The organism is Colwellia asteriadis (genome assembly GCF_039523295.1).
GTDB lineage: Bacteria > Pseudomonadota > Gammaproteobacteria > Enterobacterales > Alteromonadaceae > Colwellia > Colwellia asteriadis.
In genome coordinates, this window is record NZ_BAAAFA010000013.1 from 64,414 (window position 1) to 80,843 (window position 16,430).

The following is a 16,430-nucleotide window of genomic DNA, read 5'->3' on the forward strand; positions in this document are numbered from 1 at the left end:
TATTCGTCCAATGGAGGCGAATAATAACGTTAATGAGGCGGTTAGTTACCATGATTATTTTTTTTATATGCATAACATTATTGATAGTAGGTTATAAATTTTACAGTCCTTTTGTTGAGAAGCAGGCGGGTATCGACCCATCCGTAAAAACTCCACAAGTGCGTTTTGATGAGGGGGTTGACTACGTTGCAATACACCCTGTTAAAGCCTTTTTAATTCAATTTTTAAATATTGCCGGTGTTGGCCCAATATTCGGGCCTATTTTAGGGGCAATATATGGTCCTATTGCACTGGTTTGGATAGTGCTAGGTAATATTCTTGGTGGCGCTGTTCATGATTACTTTTCAGGTGTCATGAGTATAAAAGAAGACGGTAAAAGCCTCCCTGAAATAGCAGGACATTATTTTAATGTTTTCTATAAGGGACTTATGCTGATTTTTACCGCAATGTTGTTATTTTTTGTTGGCGTTGTTTTTATTATGAGTCCTGCGGGCTTGTTAGGGAGCTTAAGCTATTTTGATGGTACTTTCCTTGAAGGTAATACCTTTTGGGTTTTTGTTATTTTAGGTTACTACTTTCTTGCGACATTATTACCAATAGACAAAATCATTACTAAGCTCTATCCGTTATTTGGTCTGTTGATGATTGTTATGACCACGCTTATTGCTATCGCATTATTATTTAATGCACCTCATTTACCCGTAATGGGGGATTTTCTTGGTTATTTTAGTCATGATCATTTCAATCATGACTTTTTAGAGCCGAACCCCGATGGAACACCTATTTGGCCACTGTTATTTATTACGATAACCTGTGGCGCTATTAGTGGTTTCCACTCAACGCAAGCACCTATTATGGCGCGTTGCTTAACTAACGAAAAATATGTTCGCCCTGTATATTACGGTGCAATGATGTCTGAAGGTATTGTTGGCTGTGTGTGGGCATTAGCGGGTATTGCTGCGTTTCCTGGTGGTTATCCCGAACTGCAAGCTATGCTATCTCAAGGGGGACCTGGTTTAGTGGTTAATCATATAGCAACGAGTTATTTAGGTGCATTAGGCGGTATTATGGCGATTATTGCTGTGGCTATATTCCCTATTACTTCGGGTGATACTGCTTTTAGATCGCTACGCTTAACGATTGTCGATGCTTTTAATATTCCGCAAAGTATGCGTAACCGAGTTTTTTTAGCGGTTCCTATTTTAATAGTCGCCTACTTTATGACTAAAATAGACTTCTCACTAATTTGGCGATACTTTGCTTTCTCTAATATGTTGCTTTCAACCAGCGTACTTTGGTTAGCAACTAAGTACTTATTTGACCGTGGTACTTTTCACTGGATAGTAAGTATTCCTGCCATTATCGGTACAAGTGTAACAGTGTCATACATTATGACCAACGCTATTGGTTTTAACTTATCTGCACAATACAGCCAACATATAGGTATAGGCGTGGCAGTGTGCTTATTTGTACTATTAGTTGTATTCAATAGTAGACGTACTAAAGCGGTTCAAGCTTAAACTAGCTTAAAGTTATTAATAATAAAGATAGGCCTAAGTGAATTTCCTTAAGCCTATCTTTACTTTTCCACTCCAACAAAGTAAATGTCCAAAGTAAGAATAAATAACTTGCACATATAACGTACTCTTGTATAATACGCGCTCGCATTCAGCCAGATTGAGTGTGGCTTGATATGGAAAATATCCATTTCAAGATAAATTCATAAGTAATTTCTTATGATTTTTACAGCAACTCTAATCTTGAGTTGAATGTTTATTAGTAATACACCCCCTTCCTACACTACAGGAAGTAGAGGGATGTATTTTTTTGTTCTTTTTAAAAGGGGATTTGTCTTAATGTCAAATCAAAGAATTCGCATTCGTTTGAAAGCGTTCGATCATCGTTTGATTGATCAATCTACAGCAGAAATCGTTGATACTGCAAAACGTACTGGTGCTCAGGTTCGTGGTCCAATTCCACTTCCTACACGTAAAGAACGTTTCACTATCTTGACTTCTCCACACGTTAACAAAGATGCGCGTGATCAGTACGAAATTCGTACTCACAAACGCATGATTGATATCGTTGAGCCAACTGAAAAGACTGTAGACGCATTAATGCGTTTAGATCTTGCAGCTGGTGTTGATGTTCAAATCAGCTTGGGCTAAGAGGAGTTTTAACAATGACTATAGGTCTAGTTGGACGTAAAGTGGGCATGACTCGTATCTTCACTGAAGATGGCGTTTCTACTCCAGTAACCGTTCTTGAAGTTGAAGCAAACCGTGTTGCTCAGGTTAAAACTGTAGACAACGATGGTTATTCAGCGCTACAAGTTACTACGGGCAAGCGTAAAGCAAACCGTGTTAACAAACCAGCAGCTGGACATTTCGCGAAAGCAGGTATCGAAGCAGGCCGTGGCTTGTGGGAATTCCGTTTAAACGAAAATGAAGGTAGCGACATTGAAGCCGGCAGTGAATTAACTGTTGAAGTATTCAATGACACTAAATTAGTAGACGTAACTGGTACATCTAAAGGTAAAGGTTTCCAAGGCGGTATTAAACGCTGGAACTTTAGCATGCAAGATGCAACACATGGTAACTCGATCTCTCACCGTTCAAACGGTTCGTTAGGTCAGTGTCAAACACCAGGTCGCGTTTTTAAAGGCAAAAAAATGTCTGGTCACATGGGTGCTGTGCGCGTTACTACACAAAACCTTGAATTGGTTCGCGTTGATGCTGAACGTAACTTGCTGCTTGTTAAAGGCGCAGTTCCGGGTGCTATCAATGGCAACGTAATCATCAAACCAGCTGTTAAAGCCTAGTCCAGGAGATTTGTGATGGAATTATCATTAAAAGACGCATCAGGCGCTCTTGAAGTTTCTGAAGCAACTTTTGGACGTGAGTTTAATGAAGCTTTAGTACACCAAGTAGTAGTTGCTTATGCAGCTGGCGCTCGTCAAGGTACTCGTGCTCAAAAAACTCGTTCAGAAGTTAGCGGCGGTGGTGCAAAACCATGGCGTCAAAAAGGTACTGGCCGTGCACGTGCTGGTACAACTCGTGGTCCAATCTGGCGTACAGGTGGCGTAACATTCGCTGCTAAACCTCAGGATCACAGCTTAAAAGTTAACCGTAAAATGTATCGTGGTGCTATTGCTAGCATCCTATCTGAATTAGTTCGTCAAGAACGTTTAGTAGTAGTTAACGATTTTTCGGTAGAGACTCCTAAAACTAAAGACTTAGTTGCTAAGTTGAAAGGTTTAGAGCTTAAAGACGTGTTAATCGTAACGAAAGAAGTTGATGAGAACTTATTCTTATCTGCTCGTAACTTATACAAAGTTGACGTTCGTGACGTTGCAGCAATCGACCCTGTAAGCTTAGTAGGTTTCGAGAAAGTTTTAATCACTGCTGATGCAGTTAAAGAAATTGAGGGGATTTTAGCATGATAAACGAAGAACGTTTGTTAAAAGTGCTTTTAGCACCAAATATTTCTGAAAAAGCAACTACTGCCGCTGAAGCAAACAACACTGTTGTTTTCAAAGTAGCTACAGATGCGACTAAAGCTGAAATCAAAGCGGCAGTTGAGAAACTTTTTGAAGTTTCTGTTGACGGTGTTCGCACACTTAATGTTAAGGGTAAAGTAAAACGTACTGGTGCTCGTTTTGGTCGTCGTAACGACTGGAAAAAGGCCTACGTGACTCTTGCAGAAGGTAGTGACATCGACTTCGTTGGCGCGGAATCATAGGAGCAGCTAAAAATGGCTATAGTAAAATGTAAACCTACTTCTCCGGGTCGTCGTCACCTAGTTAAAGTGGTAAACAAAGAGCTTCATACAGGTAAGCCTTACGCACCATTATTAGACACTAAGTCTAAGTCAGGTGGTCGTAACAATAATGGTCGCATTACGGTTCGTCACATTGGTGGTGGTCATAAGCAACATTATCGTATCGTCGATTTTAAACGTCTTAAAGATGGCATTCCTGCTAAAGTTGAGCGCTTAGAATATGATCCTAACCGTAGTGCTAACATTGCGTTAGTTTTATACGCAGATGGTGAACGTCGTTATATCTTAGCCCCTAAAGGCTTAACTGCTGGTGATACAATCATCTCAGGTCCTAACGCTCCTATTAAAGCTGGTAACGCAATGCCGTTACGTAATGCTCCTTTAGGTAGTGTTATTCACGCAATCGAACTTAAACCAGGTAAGGGCGCTCAAATCGCTCGTGCTGCTGGTACTTACGCACAATTAGTTGCGAAAGATGGTGCTTACGTTACTTTACGTCTTCGCTCTGGCGAAATGCGTAAAATCGAAGCAGATTGTCGTGCTACTTTAGGTGAAATCGGCAACGCTGAACACATGCTTCGCTCTCTGGGTAAAGCTGGTGCTTCACGCTGGCGCGGTGTTCGCCCAACAGTTCGTGGTGTTGCCATGAACCCTGTTGATCACCCACACGGTGGTGGTGAAGGTAAAACATCTGGCGGTCGTCACCCGGTATCACCTTGGGGTGTACCAACTAAGGGTTACAAGACTCGTAAGAACAAACGTACAGATAAATTTATCGTACGTCGTCGTACTAAGTAATTAGTGCATTAAATTAATATTCTGATTGTTTGAGCTTAGTTAACTTATGTTAAAAGCTAAGTTCAGCATGAAGAATTGAATAATATAAGGATTCACCATGCCACGTTCCCTCAAGAAAGGTCCATTTATTGACCTACACTTGTTGACGAAGGTAGAGAAAGCGGTGGAAAGCGGGAATAAAAAGCCAATTAAAACTTGGTCCCGTCGTTCAATGATCATTCCAACTATGATCGGATTGACCATCGCTGTCCATAATGGCCGTCAACACGTTCCTGTATTTGTTACCGAAGAAATGATCGGTCACAAATTAGGAGAATTTGCACCAACTCGTACTTATCGCGGCCATGTCGTTGATAAGAAAGCTAAGAGATAGGGGAGATTATAATGGAAGCTAAAGCTATACATAAATTTGCCCGCGGTTCTGCTCAAAAAGCGCGTTTAGTAGCGGATCAAATCCGTGGCGTACATGTTGAGAAAGCACTTGAAATTTTAACTTACAGCAACAAATCAGCTGCTGTTTTAGTTAAAAAAGTACTTAACTCAGCTATCGCTAACGCAGAGCACAACGATGGTGCAGACATTGATGAATTATTCGTTAAAACAATTATGATTGACGATGGTCCAACAATGAAGCGTATTATGCCACGTGCGAAAGGCCGTGCCGATCGTATCATTAAGCGCACTAGTCACATCACTGTGATTGTGTCTGATTCTTAGGAGTATATTAGTATGGGTCAAAAAGTACATCCTACCGGTATACGCTTAGGTATCACGAAACCTTTCGCGTCTACTTGGTTTGCAAACAGCAAAGATTTTGCTGACAACCTAGATGGCGACCATAAGGTTCGCGAATTCTTGAAAGAAAAGCTTAAGCGTGCATCACTATCAAAAGTAGTTATCGAACGTCCAGCTAAATCTATCCGCGTAACAATTCACACGGCTCGTCCAGGTGTTGTTATCGGTAAGAAAGGCGAAGATGTAGAGAAATTACGTTTAGCAGTATCTAAAATTGCTGGTGTTCCTGCTCAAATCAACATCGCTGAAGTACGTAAGCCAGAAATGGATGCGCAGCTTGTTGCTGACAGTATTGCTAGCCAACTTGAACGTCGTGTTATGTTCCGTCGCGCTATGAAGCGTGCAGTACAAAACGCAATGCGTCTTGGCGCTAAAGGCATCAAAGTACAAGTTAGTGGTCGTTTAGGCGGCGCTGATATCGCACGTGCTGAATGGTATCGTGAAGGTCGTGTACCTTTACATACTTTACGTGCTGATATTGACTACGCAACTGCGCGTGGTGACACAACTTACGGTGTTATTGGTGTTAAAGTTTGGATTTTCAAAGGTGAAGTAATTGGTAAAATGCCTCTTAAGGCAGAAGAACCAGCGGCTAAGCCAAAAAGAAAAACTAACCGCAAGCCTAAGTAGAGGAATCAGTAATGTTACAACCAAAACGTACTAAATTCCGTAAGCAATTTAAACTGCGCAACCGTGGTCTTGCACATGTTGGTAGTTCAGTTAGCTTCGGTACTTTCGGTTTGAAATCTGTAGAACGTGGTCGTATGACTGCGCGTCAAATTGAAGCCGCTCGTCGTGCCATGACTCGTCATGTTAAACGTCAAGGTAAAATCTGGATACGCGTTTTCCCTGATAAGCCAATTACTAAAAAACCTCTTGAGGTTCGTATGGGTAAAGGTAAGGGTTCTGTAGAATATTGGGTTTGCCAAATTCTTCCAGGTCGTGTTCTTTATGAAATGGAAGGTGTTTCTGAAGAGTTAGCGCGTGAAGCATTTGCTTTAGCTGCTGCTAAACTTCCATTCAAAACTACCTTCGTAACTAGGACGGCAATGTAATGAAAGCTAGTGAACTTAAAGCAAAAAGCATTGAAGAGCTAAATGCAGAATTACTAGAGCTTCTTCGCGAGCAGTTTAACTACCGCATGCAAGCAAGCACTGGTCAATTAGCACAAACTCATTTGCTAAGAACAGTACGTCGCAATATCGCACGTGTTAAGACTATCATCACTGAAAAGGCAGGTAAGTAATGAGCGAAGCCAAAATCCGCACACTACAAGGCGTTGTTATCAGTAACAAAATGGATAAGTCTATCGTTGTTTTGATTGAGCGTCGTGTTAAGCACCCAATCTACGGTAAATTTATGACGCGTTCAACTAAGTTGAAAGCGCATGATGAAACTAACGTATGTAATGAAGGTGACTTAGTAACTATTCGTGAAGTTGCACCAATTTCTAAGTCTAAAAACTGGAAATTAGTTGACGTAATCACTAAAGCTTAATTTTTATAAATTAGCTTTATATAGTTAACCAAAAGACCTTAGCATTTATTTGCTAAGGTCTTTTTTTATGTCCGCTATAGGGTCATAAGCTACTTGAGATAATGGTTTTTTCCATGTTTCCAGAAACCTTTCCAACGATTAAACGTTACTTTATTTAAATAGCTATTTCGTTTTAACAGCGGCTCTGTGCGCCAGTGTTCAGGATAAAGGTGGATAATAATATTGCGGTAGTTAGGAATATGGAAATAGATGATCTGATGACTGCTTTGTAGTTGCCCCAAAACGGTTAAAGACAAATTCATTTCATCATCGCTAATATCTGGCAGGTTAATAGTTAAGCAACTTGTTGTTTGTAAGTACTCGACTAGTTGCTCGAGCTGTTTAATCACTTCAGTAAAGCTAAATTCATCTTGGCGGTAGATGTCAGATATTATCCAATGATTATTGTTGTGCTGTGTGAGCCATTGTAGGCCGTCACTGTGAATAATGGTATTTTGGCATGACTCTGGATTGAAATATTGTAGGAAGCTGTCAATCACGACTTGGCTTTCTTCAACGCTTTGAAATGAAATCTCAGTGGAAAGGTGAGTAATAAAGCGCGCAATATTACCTCCGCCTAAGCCAAGTTCAGTGATATTAGTTGGCCGAAATATCAATAATGGTAAAAGAATGGCTATTTGGTGTGGCAATGTCAGTAACCAAGGCTTACGTTTGTGCATAATACTTTGCACAGTTCCACCAAAGTTTAGCCAGCGATAATGTGCATTTTCATAAACAGAGATTGCATCATCGTTTTGACTTAAATAGACTAACCTTCCCTGAGATAAGTGGCGGGTTAACTTCATAAACCTCTGTCTTAAAATAATTTATTAATATTGTTAAGGGTAGCTAATGAATGCGTGCAGGTCACCTGAAAGTGCCATCGAATTTAAGAAGTATTACCAATTACGCTACCAAGTATTGCGGCAGCCGTGGCATCAGCCTTTAGGTAGTGAGCAAGATGAGTTAGAAGATCGCAGTATTCATCGAATGATTATTAATCATCATGGTGAAGTTTTAGCAGTGGGTCGCCTTGAAGCTATTAACGAACAAGTCGGTCAAATACGCTATATGGCAGTTGCTCCTCAAGCTCAAGGGCAAGGGCTGGGTCAAGAAATTATCTCCCATTTAGAGCAACAGGCCAAAGCGATAGGGCTTAAATATATTAAACTAAATGCACGTGAGTTAGCGGTAAGCTTTTACGCTAAGCTTGGCTATCAGCAGCAAGGATTCGTTTATCAATTATTTGATGATATTAATCATTATGCTATGACTAAGGTGCTTAAGTGAGCATGGCCGAAGTGCAACCACTAAAACTTAAAGTGAGAACAATGCAGCGATGATCAATAAAATAATACGAGTTTGTGTTTTATTAATAGCGGTGAGCTTTAATGTTATCGCGAACAATAACTTAACTAGCACATCAGAAAAAACCACTCAGCAACGTATGAATGAAGTACTTGATTCTTTTCATCAAGCGGCTGGGCAAGCCGATGCTACGCGTTATTTAGCCTTACTGACACCCAACGCTGTTTTTTTGGGGACCGATGCAAGCGAACGTTGGAATAAAGCACAGTTCAGTGAATTTGTAACGCCTCATTTTACGCGTGGGGATGGTTGGTTATATCAATCGGTTGAAAGAAATATTACTTTGTTAGCTAAAGCAGATGTAGCCTATTTTGACGAGCTGTTAACTAATGATAGCTATGGTTTGTGTCGCGGTAGCGGTGTATTAATAAAAACACCAAACGGTTGGAAAATAGCTCAGTATAGTTTATCAGTACCACTACCTAACCCAATTGCAAAGCAGTTAATTGAACAAATTAAAGTCTTTAAAGGTAAAGAAAATGAGTAGAATTAATGGCGATAAGGCGACACGTAAAAGTAAACGTGTTGGCATTATTGGTTGTGGTTGGTTGGGTAGCGCGTTAGCGAAAGAATTAATTAACCAAGGCTGTCAGGTCAGTGCAACACGTAGCCGAGAAGAAAGTGTGAATGAACTAAGTGCTCAAGGTATAAACACGCATTTGTTATTAATACCTACTGAGCAAGGAGCGCTGAATAAGCACCGTATATTTGATTGTCAGCAGCTTGTTATTGCTATAACTCCGCAGTTACGACAAGGGCGTATTGATTACCCTGAGAAAATAAAGCAGTTAATTCAAGCCGCAGAGCAAAGCAACGCAGTAAAGCAAATTATATTGTTAAGTAGTAGCGCAATTTATAACGGCTTATCGGGAGATGTAACTGAGGAAGTACCTTTGGTACTTTCTGCCGATAAGGTGCAACTACTGCATGAAGCTGAGCAAGCTGCATTAGCTTTTGATCAAGCTGATGCGCAGCGTTGTGCTTATGTATTGAGATTAGCTGGCTTAGTGGGAGAGAGTCGTCATCCAGGTAAGTTTTTAGCCGGAAAAAACAAAACATTAGCTGATGGCGATGCGGCGGTTAACTTAATCCATCAGCAAGATGCCGTTGGTCTTATTTTAGCGTTACTTAATACAAATGCTGCTAGCGGTATTTTTAATGGCGTTAGTAACACTAAAGCGAATAAGCGAGAATATTATCAGCGAGCGGCACAAGCTCTCTCACTACCTGAACCAGTATTCTCTAAGCAAGAAACTAAAACAGATACCCGTGTTGTTAATGGTGATAAAGCACAACGTTTATTATCTTACCAATTTGTTTACCCTGACTTACTCTCTTGGTTATAATAGCGCTGAAATTTATCAGGCCATGCTATAGAGTAATTTTTGAAGGAATTATCCCAACAACTAATCGAGCGTCATCAAAATAAACTACTGTTTATTGTTATTTGGCTGCATGTTTCTTTATTGAATACTATTAATGTTTCAGGTTACGGGCCTATTTTTTTATGGTCTGAAAATAGTCAACTATTTACGGTTTTCATTAACCTTATTGTCGCGAGTATTACCTTGCTATTTTATTTAATTATCAAAAAAATAACTGTTTCACTCTGCGTAAAAAAAAATACGGATAACTTAAAAAGCCAGCCTAAAAGTAGTTCACCATAATGCGCGTAGTATTAGCGCCAATGGAAGGTGTGTTAGATCACTTGATGCGCGATTTACTAACACGAGTTGGCAATTACGACTTATGTGTTACCGAGTTTGTTCGTGTTGTTGATCAAGTTATTTCTGAACGAGCGTTTTATCGGTACTGTCCTGAACTCAAAGAAGCCGACGCATATGGCTGCACCACACCTGCTGGTACACCTGTACGGGTGCAGTTGTTAGGTCAATATCCTCAATACATGGCTGAAAATGCCGCTAAAGTGATTGAACTCGGTTCAAGTGGTGTGGATATTAACTTTGGCTGCCCAGCTAAAACGGTTAATAAAAGTCGTGGTGGCGCTATTTTACTAAAAGATCCTGACAACCTTTATCAAATAGTGAAAGCAGTTAAAGAAGCGGTACCTGCCGATACTATTGTTAGCGCTAAAATTCGCTTAGGTTATGAAGATAAAAGCCTCGCTATTGAAAATGCACAAGCAGTTGAAGCCGCAGGAGCCAATCAGCTTACGGTACACGCACGTACTAAACTTGAAGGTTATAAGCCACCAGCACATTGGCACTGGATTGCTAAAATCAAAAATGAGATTTCGATTCCTGTTATTGCCAATGGCGATATTTGGAGCTTGGAAGATGCTGAAAAGTGTCGAGAGGTTTCAGGCTGTAAAGATATTATGGTCGGCCGCGGCGCACTTACTATCCCTAACTTGGGTAAAGTAATCAAACAAGAAAGTGAGGTAATGCCATGGTTAGAGGTACAAAGACTCTTGCTTGCTTATACTGAGTTTGAAACCCATGGTGATAAAAGTAAATATTACCCTAATCGCATTAAGCAATGGCTTAAATACTTAAAAAATCATTACTCACAAGCAGGTGACTTGTTTAGTGAAATTAGAACGCTAAAAACAGCTGCTGATATCTCTACCGCACTAATTTCAGAGTAGTTTGCTATAAAAAATAAAGCTTACGTGCTGGTTTAAACAGTGACATGGCAGCGCTTAATTTCTTCTATCAGTGCCTTTGCTAACGGTGAAGTATTGTTATTTTTAGAAGAAATTAACATTACTGGAATTTGATAAGAATATTTGTCGGGTAGAATAGGCTTAAATAGCCCCTTATCGACCCAATTGTTGGCATAGTATTCAGGTAAGTAACCAATAAACTCTCCTGATAATATTAGGTGCGCTATGCCTTCTTCATGATAAGCCGTCGCGCTGTTTTGATAATTTAAGCCATCGTTTCGGGCTTCTTTATCACGCATATAGTGACTGGTGATCACTTCTGCCTCTTGTAATAACGACTTTATTTCTGAAGGTTTACCGTTGAATAATGGATGCCCTTTTCCGCAATACAAGTAGTTAGTTTCATTGTGTAAAGGGTAATAATCTAAACCGCGTAAATGATGCCGACTAACGCCTAGACCGACTAATGACCGACCATTAATCACCGAGGTTTCTACTTCTCGTGCTTCACATACATTAATATCAAACTGAATGTTATCGCTTTTGGTTTTCAATGCTGAAATAACACGTGCCACGCCACAACGGGGATCATTGATTAACGTATCAATAGTTGCAATAGTGACACGCCCTGAAAGCTCGTTTTTTGAACTCGCCACAGTACTGGCAAACGCAGCACATTGTTGTAATAGCTCTAACGATGCTTGATAAGTGACTCGGCCCATATCTGTAAGCTCGAAACCACTTCGCCCACGGCTGCATAACTTTATACCTAAACGAACTTCTAAGTCAGATAAGTGCGCACTTATGGTAGACCGTCCTATATTTAAACGTGACTCTGCTGCGGATAAACCGCCACACTCAACAATGGCGACAAATATTCTAAGGAGTCGTAAATCTACGTCATGAACTTGCATAATAGTTAACTCGTTTTAAGTTGATTTTAGTTCGGTAAATCCGGAATGAATAACGATTATTATGCATTTATGAAACATCTAGAGCAAGTTACAATGCTGTTATAAATAGCACTACGTGCAACAAGAGATAAATTTTAGGAGCCTTAAAATGACGTTTAACTATGGTATTGACCGTTTAAACCTTGATATTGTAAATGGTATTGCTAACGGCAGTATTCAGGCTAAGCTTTGCCAAGAAGCATTAGATAAAATTAATACTAGCCGTCAACGTGTTGACAAAATGGCAGCTTCCGATAAAGCCGTTTATGGCATAAACACAGGTTTTGGTCCGTTGTGTGATACGCAAATCACACCAGAAGAAACCAATTTATTACAAAAAAACTTACTTATTACTCACGCGGTAGGTGTTGGCGAGCCAATCGCTAAAGCTATCTCTAAGTTAATGTTAATCACTAAAGTTCATGCGTTAAGCCAAGGTTTTTCAGGTATTCGCTTGGAAACTGTTGAAAGAATGTTAGCGTTTATCGAACTTGATTTAATTCCCGTGGTGCCAGAACAAGGCTCAGTTGGTGCGTCGGGTGATTTAGCGCCACTTTCTCATTTGTTCTTACCATTATTAGGTGAAGGTGAATTTTGGAGTAATGAAAAGGGGCAAGGTGATAAAACCGTACCAGCCGCTAAGTTACTTAAAGAGCATGGTTTAGAGCCAATGGAATTACATGCAAAAGAAGGCTTAGCATTAATTAACGGTACCCAATTTATTTTATCTCATGCTATTACGGCATTAACTAAAATGCGTTACTTATTGGATTTAGCTGATATTACAGGTGCAATGAGTATTGAAGGCATGCAAGGCAGCGAGTCTCCGTTTAGAGCAGAGCTTCATGCAACGCGTCCATTCCCAGGTAACCTCGAGGTTGCTGGGCGCATGAGAAGTTTTTTTAAAGACTCAGAAAATATGGCTGATCATACTCATTGTGATCGCGTACAAGATCCATATTCACTACGATGTATCCCACAAGTTCACGGTGCCTCACGAAATGCTTATCGACATTTAGAAGAACTTGCTGAAATAGAAATGAATTCAGTTACCGATAACCCTATTGTTATCAGCAGTGAAGAAGCTATTTCGGGTGGTAGTTTTCATGGCCAACCGTTAGCGATGGTACTTGATTACGCCTCTATTGCTGCAGCAGAATTAGGTAATATTTCAGATCGCCGTTGTTATTTATTGCTTGAAGGCTTACATGGCTTGCCAAGGCTACTAACTAGCTCTGGTGGTTTAAACTCAGGGATGATGATCCCGCAGTACACAACCGCGGCATTAGTAACAGAAAATAAATCACTTTGTTTCCCGCCTTCAGCTGACAGTGTACCCACATCTATGGGACAAGAAGATCATGTCTCTATGGGCAGTATTTCTGGCAGAAAATTAAACCAGATTTTAGGAAATATTGAAAAAATATTTGCGATTGAATTAATGTATGCAGCACAAGCCATAGAGTTCAGACGCCCAAATAAATGCTCAGAGATTATTGAACTTAATCATAAAATAATTAGAGAAAAAGTCGCGAAGCTCGAAGAAGACAGACTGTTAAAACCTGACATTGACGCGATGATTACATTAGTTAAATCACAAGCACTTAAAGTTAACTAAGGCTGCCTTTATCATGGAGACACCAATGAATTCTCAAGAACAAGCGCTTTTAAAAGAGAGCATACAGCAAGGTATTCCTAGCGTATTACCACAAGCAAAGCCATACCCAGCCGATGCCAATCGTGCCCCTAAACGTAAAGATATTCTTAGCGTTGATGAAAAGCAGCTAGCGGTAAGAAACGCTTTACGTTATTTTCCAAAAGAATGGCACCAAGAGCTCGCAACTGAATTTGCCCAAGAGTTAAAAGACTTTGGCCGTATTTATATGTACCGCTTTAAGCCAAGTTATGACTTAAAAGCGCGTTCAGTGCATGACTACCCAGCCAAATGCCAACAAGCTGCGGCCATTATGTTAATGGTAGATAACAACCTTGACCCTGCTGTAGCACAGCACCCTGAAGAGCTAATTACCTACGGTGGTAACGGTGCGGTGTTCCAAAACTGGGCGCAATACTTATTAGCAATGAAGTATTTAAGTGAAATGGAAAGTGACCAAACTTTACATATTTACTCAGGGCACCCTATGGGCTTATTTCCATCATCACAAGATGCGCCACGTGTTGTTGTTACTAACGGTATGATGATCCCTAACTATTCTCAGCCAGATGACTGGGAAAAATTTAATGCTTTAGGTGTTACGCAATACGGTCAAATGACCGCGGGTTCATTTATGTACATAGGCCCACAAGGCATTGTACACGGTACCACTATCACGGTAATGAACGCATTTCGTAAAGTGTTGAGTAAAGGGGAAAGTCCACAAGGCAAAATATTCCTGACTGCGGGGTTAGGCGGTATGAGTGGTGCACAACCTAAAGCCGGTAATATTGCTAATTGTGTAACGGTTTGTGCCGAGGTTAATGCCAATGCGGCAACCAAGCGTCATCAGCAAGGCTGGGTTGACGAATTAATTGATAATATGGATGCCCTTATTAGCCGTGTTAAAACGGCACAGGCTAATGCAGAAGTCGTTTCTATTGCTTATATTGGTAATATCGTTGAGGTTTGGGAACGTTTTTATGAACAAGAAATTTATGTGCATTTAGGCTCAGATCAAACCTCACTTCATAACCCTTGGTCAGGTGGTTATTATCCTGTAGATATTAGCTATGAAGAATCAAATCGTTTAATTCGTGAAGAGCCTGAAGTGTTTAAAGAAAAAGTACAGGCAACTTTAAAGCGTCATGCCGATGCTGTAAACAAGCATACTGCGCGTGGCACTTATTTCTTTGACTACGGTAATGCTTTCTTACTTGAAGCATCTCGTGCAGGTGGCGATGTTATGGCAGAAAATGGTATTGATTTTAAATACCCGTCATACGTACAAGATATTTTAGGTCCAATGTGTTTTGACTATGGTTTTGGCCCATTTCGCTGGGTTTGTGCGTCAGGTAAGTCTGAAGACTTAGACAAAACTGATGCTATTGCCGCGCAAGTATTGAAAAAAATTATGGCGGATTCTCCTGAAGAAATTCAACAGCAAATGCAAGACAACATCACTTGGATTGAAGACGCTAAACAAAATAAGTTAGTGGTTGGCTCACAAGCGCGTATTCTTTACGCCGATGCTCAAGGTCGTATGGAAATTGCTAAAGCGTTTAATGATGCGATTGAAGCGGGCGAAATTGGCCCAGTAGTTTTAGGTCGTGATCACCATGATGTTTCTGGTACTGATTCGCCGTTTCGTGAAACATCAAACATTTATGATGGTAGTCGTTTCACCGCAGATATGGCTATTCACAATGTTATTGGTGATAGTTTCCGTGGTGCAACTTGGGTTTCAATTCATAATGGCGGCGGTGTTGGTTGGGGTGAGGTTGTTAATGGTGGCTTTGGTATGTTGCTTGACGGTAGCGAAGCTGCAGAGCGACGATTAAAGTCTATGTTATTATTCGATGTAAACAATGGTATTGCTCGTCGTAGTTGGGCACGTAATGAAGAAGCTAATTTCGCGATTAAACGTGAAATGGCTCGCACACCTAAACTGAAAGTAACATTAGCTAACTTAGTGGAAGACGATATTTTATCTCAGCTATCGTTTTAACTAACCTAATAACAGGTTAATTATTAAGCTGTAAACAATTAAAAAAGCGCTACGTCAATCACTTTGGCGTAGCGCTTTTTCGTTACTTTATTTTTCAATAAGCGTGTCATTAGCAACGAAAGTGCTGTTAACGATATTGGCAGGTAAGAGCGGATTGTCTTTAAAACTTTAAATGGCTACCTAAGCGGTATTTGTCACCTGGAGCGGTTAATATAGCAACACTGACAACACCTTGTTTTGACCAAGTTCTTCGTTTTACTTGTAAGCAAGGAGTCTGTTTATCAATTTCTAATTGCTCGCATACCACACTGCTTGCTAAAACCGCTTCAATTTCATGTGTTGCTTCAGTTAATGGTGCGACTGATGATAAGTATTCATGTGGAGTGATTTCAGTAAAGTCTTGTAATAAATACTCAGGTACTAAACTCGCATTAACATAGCGTTGCTCTAGCTGAATTGGGTGTTTATTTTCACAATGTAAAATTTCAGAATAATAGACATGCTCATTATTTTTTAAGTTGAGTAAAATAGCGAGTTCTTCAGTGACGGCAACCGACTTTAGTAAGAGTTGTTTAGCATGATGGCTGTGACCACGCTCACTGATTTCATCACTAATATTACGTATTTCTAAAAGAGATGATTGAGATTTAAATGTTGCGACAAAGGTTCCTGCACCTTGAGAGCGTACTAAAATACCTTGCTCGGTTAACTCTTGCAACGCGCGCCTTGCGGTCATTCTACTAACGTCAAACTGTTGTGTTAATTCATTTTCAGAGGGCACTTTGGCATTTTGTGGCCATTCGCCTGACTCAATGTTTTCGCAAATATATTGTTTTATTACGCTATATTTAGCAGGCTTAACTACTTTTTTGGTGGTACTGGTATCTGCCATTTTTTATCTGTAATTAAGTG

General features: G+C 40.2%; 22 protein-coding genes. 19 read left to right on the plus strand and 3 right to left on the minus strand.

Annotated features, from left to right (window positions below):
* Positions 1–50: 50 nt before the first annotated feature.
* The 12 genes from ABD005_RS16775 (at position 51) to rpsQ (ending at position 6,870) form a co-directional block, all read left to right on the plus strand.
* A complete protein-coding gene (locus ABD005_RS16775) occupies positions 51–1,520 on the plus strand; it encodes a carbon starvation CstA family protein (protein WP_343818884.1) in 1,470 nt (489 codons plus the stop codon).
* A 336-nt stretch (positions 1,521–1,856) separates the two neighbouring features.
* Positions 1,857–2,168 (plus strand): 30S ribosomal protein S10, encoded by a 312-nt coding sequence (gene rpsJ / locus ABD005_RS16780; protein ID WP_070375080.1) that lies wholly within the window; start codon positions 1,857–1,859, stop codon positions 2,166–2,168.
* A gap of 14 nt (positions 2,169–2,182) precedes the next feature.
* Positions 2,183–2,821, plus strand: a complete 639-nt coding sequence (gene rplC, locus ABD005_RS16785; protein ID WP_215981485.1) for a 50S ribosomal protein L3 — start codon at positions 2,183–2,185, stop codon at positions 2,819–2,821.
* Between the two features lie 15 nt (positions 2,822–2,836).
* Entirely contained in the window at positions 2,837–3,442 is a 606-nt protein-coding gene (gene rplD / locus ABD005_RS16790; protein ID WP_215981484.1) for a 50S ribosomal protein L4, read from the plus strand.
* The gene (gene rplW / locus ABD005_RS16795; protein WP_215981483.1) at positions 3,439–3,741 is read left to right on the plus strand and encodes a 50S ribosomal protein L23; all 303 of its coding nucleotides are present in this window, start codon (positions 3,439–3,441) and stop codon (positions 3,739–3,741) included. Before rplD ends, rplW begins: the two co-directional genes overlap by 4 nt.
* A 12-nt stretch (positions 3,742–3,753) precedes the next feature.
* Positions 3,754–4,578, plus strand: a complete 825-nt coding sequence (gene rplB / locus ABD005_RS16800; RefSeq protein WP_215981482.1) for a 50S ribosomal protein L2 — start codon at positions 3,754–3,756, stop codon at positions 4,576–4,578.
* A 97-nt stretch (positions 4,579–4,675) separates the two neighbouring features.
* On the plus strand, positions 4,676–4,951 hold the full coding sequence (gene rpsS / locus ABD005_RS16805) for a 30S ribosomal protein S19 (protein ID WP_215981481.1): 276 nt from the start codon (positions 4,676–4,678) through the stop codon (positions 4,949–4,951).
* A gap of 11 nt (positions 4,952–4,962) precedes the next feature.
* Positions 4,963–5,295 carry a 50S ribosomal protein L22 gene (rplV, locus tag ABD005_RS16810; protein ID WP_215981480.1) on the plus strand — a complete coding sequence of 111 codons (333 nt, stop codon included), beginning with the start codon at positions 4,963–4,965 and terminating at the stop codon, positions 5,293–5,295.
* Between the two features lie 12 nt (positions 5,296–5,307).
* Positions 5,308–6,003, plus strand: a complete 696-nt coding sequence (gene rpsC, locus ABD005_RS16815; protein WP_215981479.1) for a 30S ribosomal protein S3 — start codon at positions 5,308–5,310, stop codon at positions 6,001–6,003.
* 11 nt (positions 6,004–6,014) lie between these two features.
* The gene (rplP, locus tag ABD005_RS16820) at positions 6,015–6,428 is read left to right on the plus strand and encodes a 50S ribosomal protein L16 (protein ID WP_215981478.1); all 414 of its coding nucleotides are present in this window, start codon (positions 6,015–6,017) and stop codon (positions 6,426–6,428) included.
* Positions 6,428–6,619: a 50S ribosomal protein L29 gene (rpmC, locus tag ABD005_RS16825; RefSeq protein ID WP_159821672.1), complete on the plus strand. Its 192-nt coding sequence runs from the start codon at positions 6,428–6,430 to the stop codon at positions 6,617–6,619. The genes rplP and rpmC overlap by 1 nt, the downstream gene beginning before the upstream one ends.
* Positions 6,619–6,870 carry a 30S ribosomal protein S17 gene (gene rpsQ / locus ABD005_RS16830; RefSeq protein WP_343818891.1) on the plus strand — a complete coding sequence of 84 codons (252 nt, stop codon included), beginning with the start codon at positions 6,619–6,621 and terminating at the stop codon, positions 6,868–6,870. Before rpmC ends, rpsQ begins: the two co-directional genes overlap by 1 nt.
* A gap of 89 nt (positions 6,871–6,959) precedes the next feature.
* Here the strand turns inward: rpsQ and ABD005_RS16835 are convergent, their stop codons facing one another.
* Entirely contained in the window at positions 6,960–7,715 is a 756-nt protein-coding gene (locus tag ABD005_RS16835) for a class I SAM-dependent methyltransferase (protein ID WP_343818892.1), read from the minus strand.
* Between the two features lie 46 nt (positions 7,716–7,761).
* Between ABD005_RS16835 and ABD005_RS16840 the strand changes: the two genes are divergently transcribed.
* From ABD005_RS16840 to dusC, 5 genes are read left to right on the plus strand one after another with little or no spacing between them, the layout of a single operon-like run.
* Entirely contained in the window at positions 7,762–8,199 is a 438-nt protein-coding gene (locus tag ABD005_RS16840) for a GNAT family N-acetyltransferase (RefSeq protein WP_343818894.1), read from the plus strand.
* A 49-nt stretch (positions 8,200–8,248) separates the two neighbouring features.
* A complete protein-coding gene (locus ABD005_RS16845; protein ID WP_343818896.1) occupies positions 8,249–8,764 on the plus strand; it encodes a nuclear transport factor 2 family protein in 516 nt (171 codons plus the stop codon).
* Positions 8,757–9,623: an NAD-binding protein gene (locus ABD005_RS16850; protein WP_343818898.1), complete on the plus strand. Its 867-nt coding sequence runs from the start codon at positions 8,757–8,759 to the stop codon at positions 9,621–9,623. The genes ABD005_RS16845 and ABD005_RS16850 overlap by 8 nt, the downstream gene beginning before the upstream one ends.
* Positions 9,624–9,662: 39 nt before the next feature.
* Positions 9,663–9,944 carry a hypothetical protein gene (locus ABD005_RS16855; RefSeq protein WP_343818899.1) on the plus strand — a complete coding sequence of 94 codons (282 nt, stop codon included), beginning with the start codon at positions 9,663–9,665 and terminating at the stop codon, positions 9,942–9,944.
* Positions 9,944–10,885, plus strand: a complete 942-nt coding sequence (dusC, locus tag ABD005_RS16860; protein ID WP_343818901.1) for a tRNA dihydrouridine(16) synthase DusC — start codon at positions 9,944–9,946, stop codon at positions 10,883–10,885. The genes ABD005_RS16855 and dusC overlap by 1 nt, the downstream gene beginning before the upstream one ends.
* Positions 10,886–10,917: 32 nt before the next feature.
* Here dusC and ABD005_RS16865 read toward each other — a convergent pair whose 3' ends face one another.
* Positions 10,918–11,817: a LysR family transcriptional regulator gene (locus ABD005_RS16865; protein ID WP_215981471.1), complete on the minus strand. Its 900-nt coding sequence runs from the start codon at positions 11,815–11,817 to the stop codon at positions 10,918–10,920.
* Between the two features lie 148 nt (positions 11,818–11,965).
* Between ABD005_RS16865 and hutH the strand changes: the two genes are divergently transcribed.
* Together hutH and ABD005_RS16875 are read left to right on the plus strand one after the other, a co-directional pair.
* Positions 11,966–13,474, plus strand: a complete 1,509-nt coding sequence (hutH, locus tag ABD005_RS16870; protein ID WP_343818904.1) for a histidine ammonia-lyase — start codon at positions 11,966–11,968, stop codon at positions 13,472–13,474.
* A 13-nt stretch (positions 13,475–13,487) separates the two neighbouring features.
* Positions 13,488–15,518, plus strand: a complete 2,031-nt coding sequence (locus ABD005_RS16875; RefSeq protein WP_425544914.1) for a urocanate hydratase — start codon at positions 13,488–13,490, stop codon at positions 15,516–15,518.
* A gap of 160 nt (positions 15,519–15,678) precedes the next feature.
* Here the strand turns inward: ABD005_RS16875 and hutC are convergent, their stop codons facing one another.
* Positions 15,679–16,410, minus strand: a complete 732-nt coding sequence (gene hutC / locus ABD005_RS16880; RefSeq protein WP_343818907.1) for a histidine utilization transcriptional repressor HutC — start codon at positions 16,408–16,410, stop codon at positions 15,679–15,681.
* Positions 16,411–16,430 lie beyond the last annotated feature (20 nt).

Excerpts from the sequence above, each read along its gene's own strand:
- rplD (WP_215981484.1), top strand. The coding sequence starts at position 2,837 with ATGGAATTATCATTAAAAGACGCATCAGGCGCTCTTGAAGTTTCTGAA.
- ABD005_RS16850 (WP_343818898.1), top strand. The coding sequence starts at position 8,757 with ATGAGTAGAATTAATGGCGATAAGGCGACACGTAAAAGTAAACGTGTT.
- rplP (WP_215981478.1), top strand. The coding sequence starts at position 6,015 with ATGTTACAACCAAAACGTACTAAATTCCGTAAGCAATTTAAACTGCGC.
- dusC (WP_343818901.1), top strand. The coding sequence starts at position 9,944 with ATGCGCGTAGTATTAGCGCCAATGGAAGGTGTGTTAGATCACTTGATG.
- ABD005_RS16835 (WP_343818892.1), bottom strand. The coding sequence starts at position 7,715 with ATGAAGTTAACCCGCCACTTATCTCAGGGAAGGTTAGTCTATTTAAGT.
- hutC (WP_343818907.1), bottom strand. The coding sequence starts at position 16,410 with ATGGCAGATACCAGTACCACCAAAAAAGTAGTTAAGCCTGCTAAATAT.
- ABD005_RS16775 (WP_343818884.1), top strand. The coding sequence starts at position 51 with ATGATTATTTTTTTTATATGCATAACATTATTGATAGTAGGTTATAAA.
- rpsQ (WP_343818891.1), top strand. The coding sequence starts at position 6,619 with ATGAGCGAAGCCAAAATCCGCACACTACAAGGCGTTGTTATCAGTAAC.
- rpsJ (WP_070375080.1), top strand. The coding sequence starts at position 1,857 with ATGTCAAATCAAAGAATTCGCATTCGTTTGAAAGCGTTCGATCATCGT.
- rpsS (WP_215981481.1), top strand. The coding sequence starts at position 4,676 with ATGCCACGTTCCCTCAAGAAAGGTCCATTTATTGACCTACACTTGTTG.
- rplV (WP_215981480.1), top strand. The coding sequence starts at position 4,963 with ATGGAAGCTAAAGCTATACATAAATTTGCCCGCGGTTCTGCTCAAAAA.
- hutH (WP_343818904.1), top strand. The coding sequence starts at position 11,966 with ATGACGTTTAACTATGGTATTGACCGTTTAAACCTTGATATTGTAAAT.
- rplB (WP_215981482.1), top strand. The coding sequence starts at position 3,754 with ATGGCTATAGTAAAATGTAAACCTACTTCTCCGGGTCGTCGTCACCTA.
- rpmC (WP_159821672.1), top strand. The coding sequence starts at position 6,428 with ATGAAAGCTAGTGAACTTAAAGCAAAAAGCATTGAAGAGCTAAATGCA.
- rplC (WP_215981485.1), top strand. The coding sequence starts at position 2,183 with ATGACTATAGGTCTAGTTGGACGTAAAGTGGGCATGACTCGTATCTTC.
- ABD005_RS16840 (WP_343818894.1), top strand. The coding sequence starts at position 7,762 with ATGAATGCGTGCAGGTCACCTGAAAGTGCCATCGAATTTAAGAAGTAT.
- ABD005_RS16845 (WP_343818896.1), top strand. The coding sequence starts at position 8,249 with ATGATCAATAAAATAATACGAGTTTGTGTTTTATTAATAGCGGTGAGC.
- rplW (WP_215981483.1), top strand. The coding sequence starts at position 3,439 with ATGATAAACGAAGAACGTTTGTTAAAAGTGCTTTTAGCACCAAATATT.
- ABD005_RS16865 (WP_215981471.1), bottom strand. The coding sequence starts at position 11,817 with ATGCAAGTTCATGACGTAGATTTACGACTCCTTAGAATATTTGTCGCC.
- rpsC (WP_215981479.1), top strand. The coding sequence starts at position 5,308 with ATGGGTCAAAAAGTACATCCTACCGGTATACGCTTAGGTATCACGAAA.
- ABD005_RS16875 (WP_425544914.1), top strand. The coding sequence starts at position 13,488 with ATGGAGACACCAATGAATTCTCAAGAACAAGCGCTTTTAAAAGAGAGC.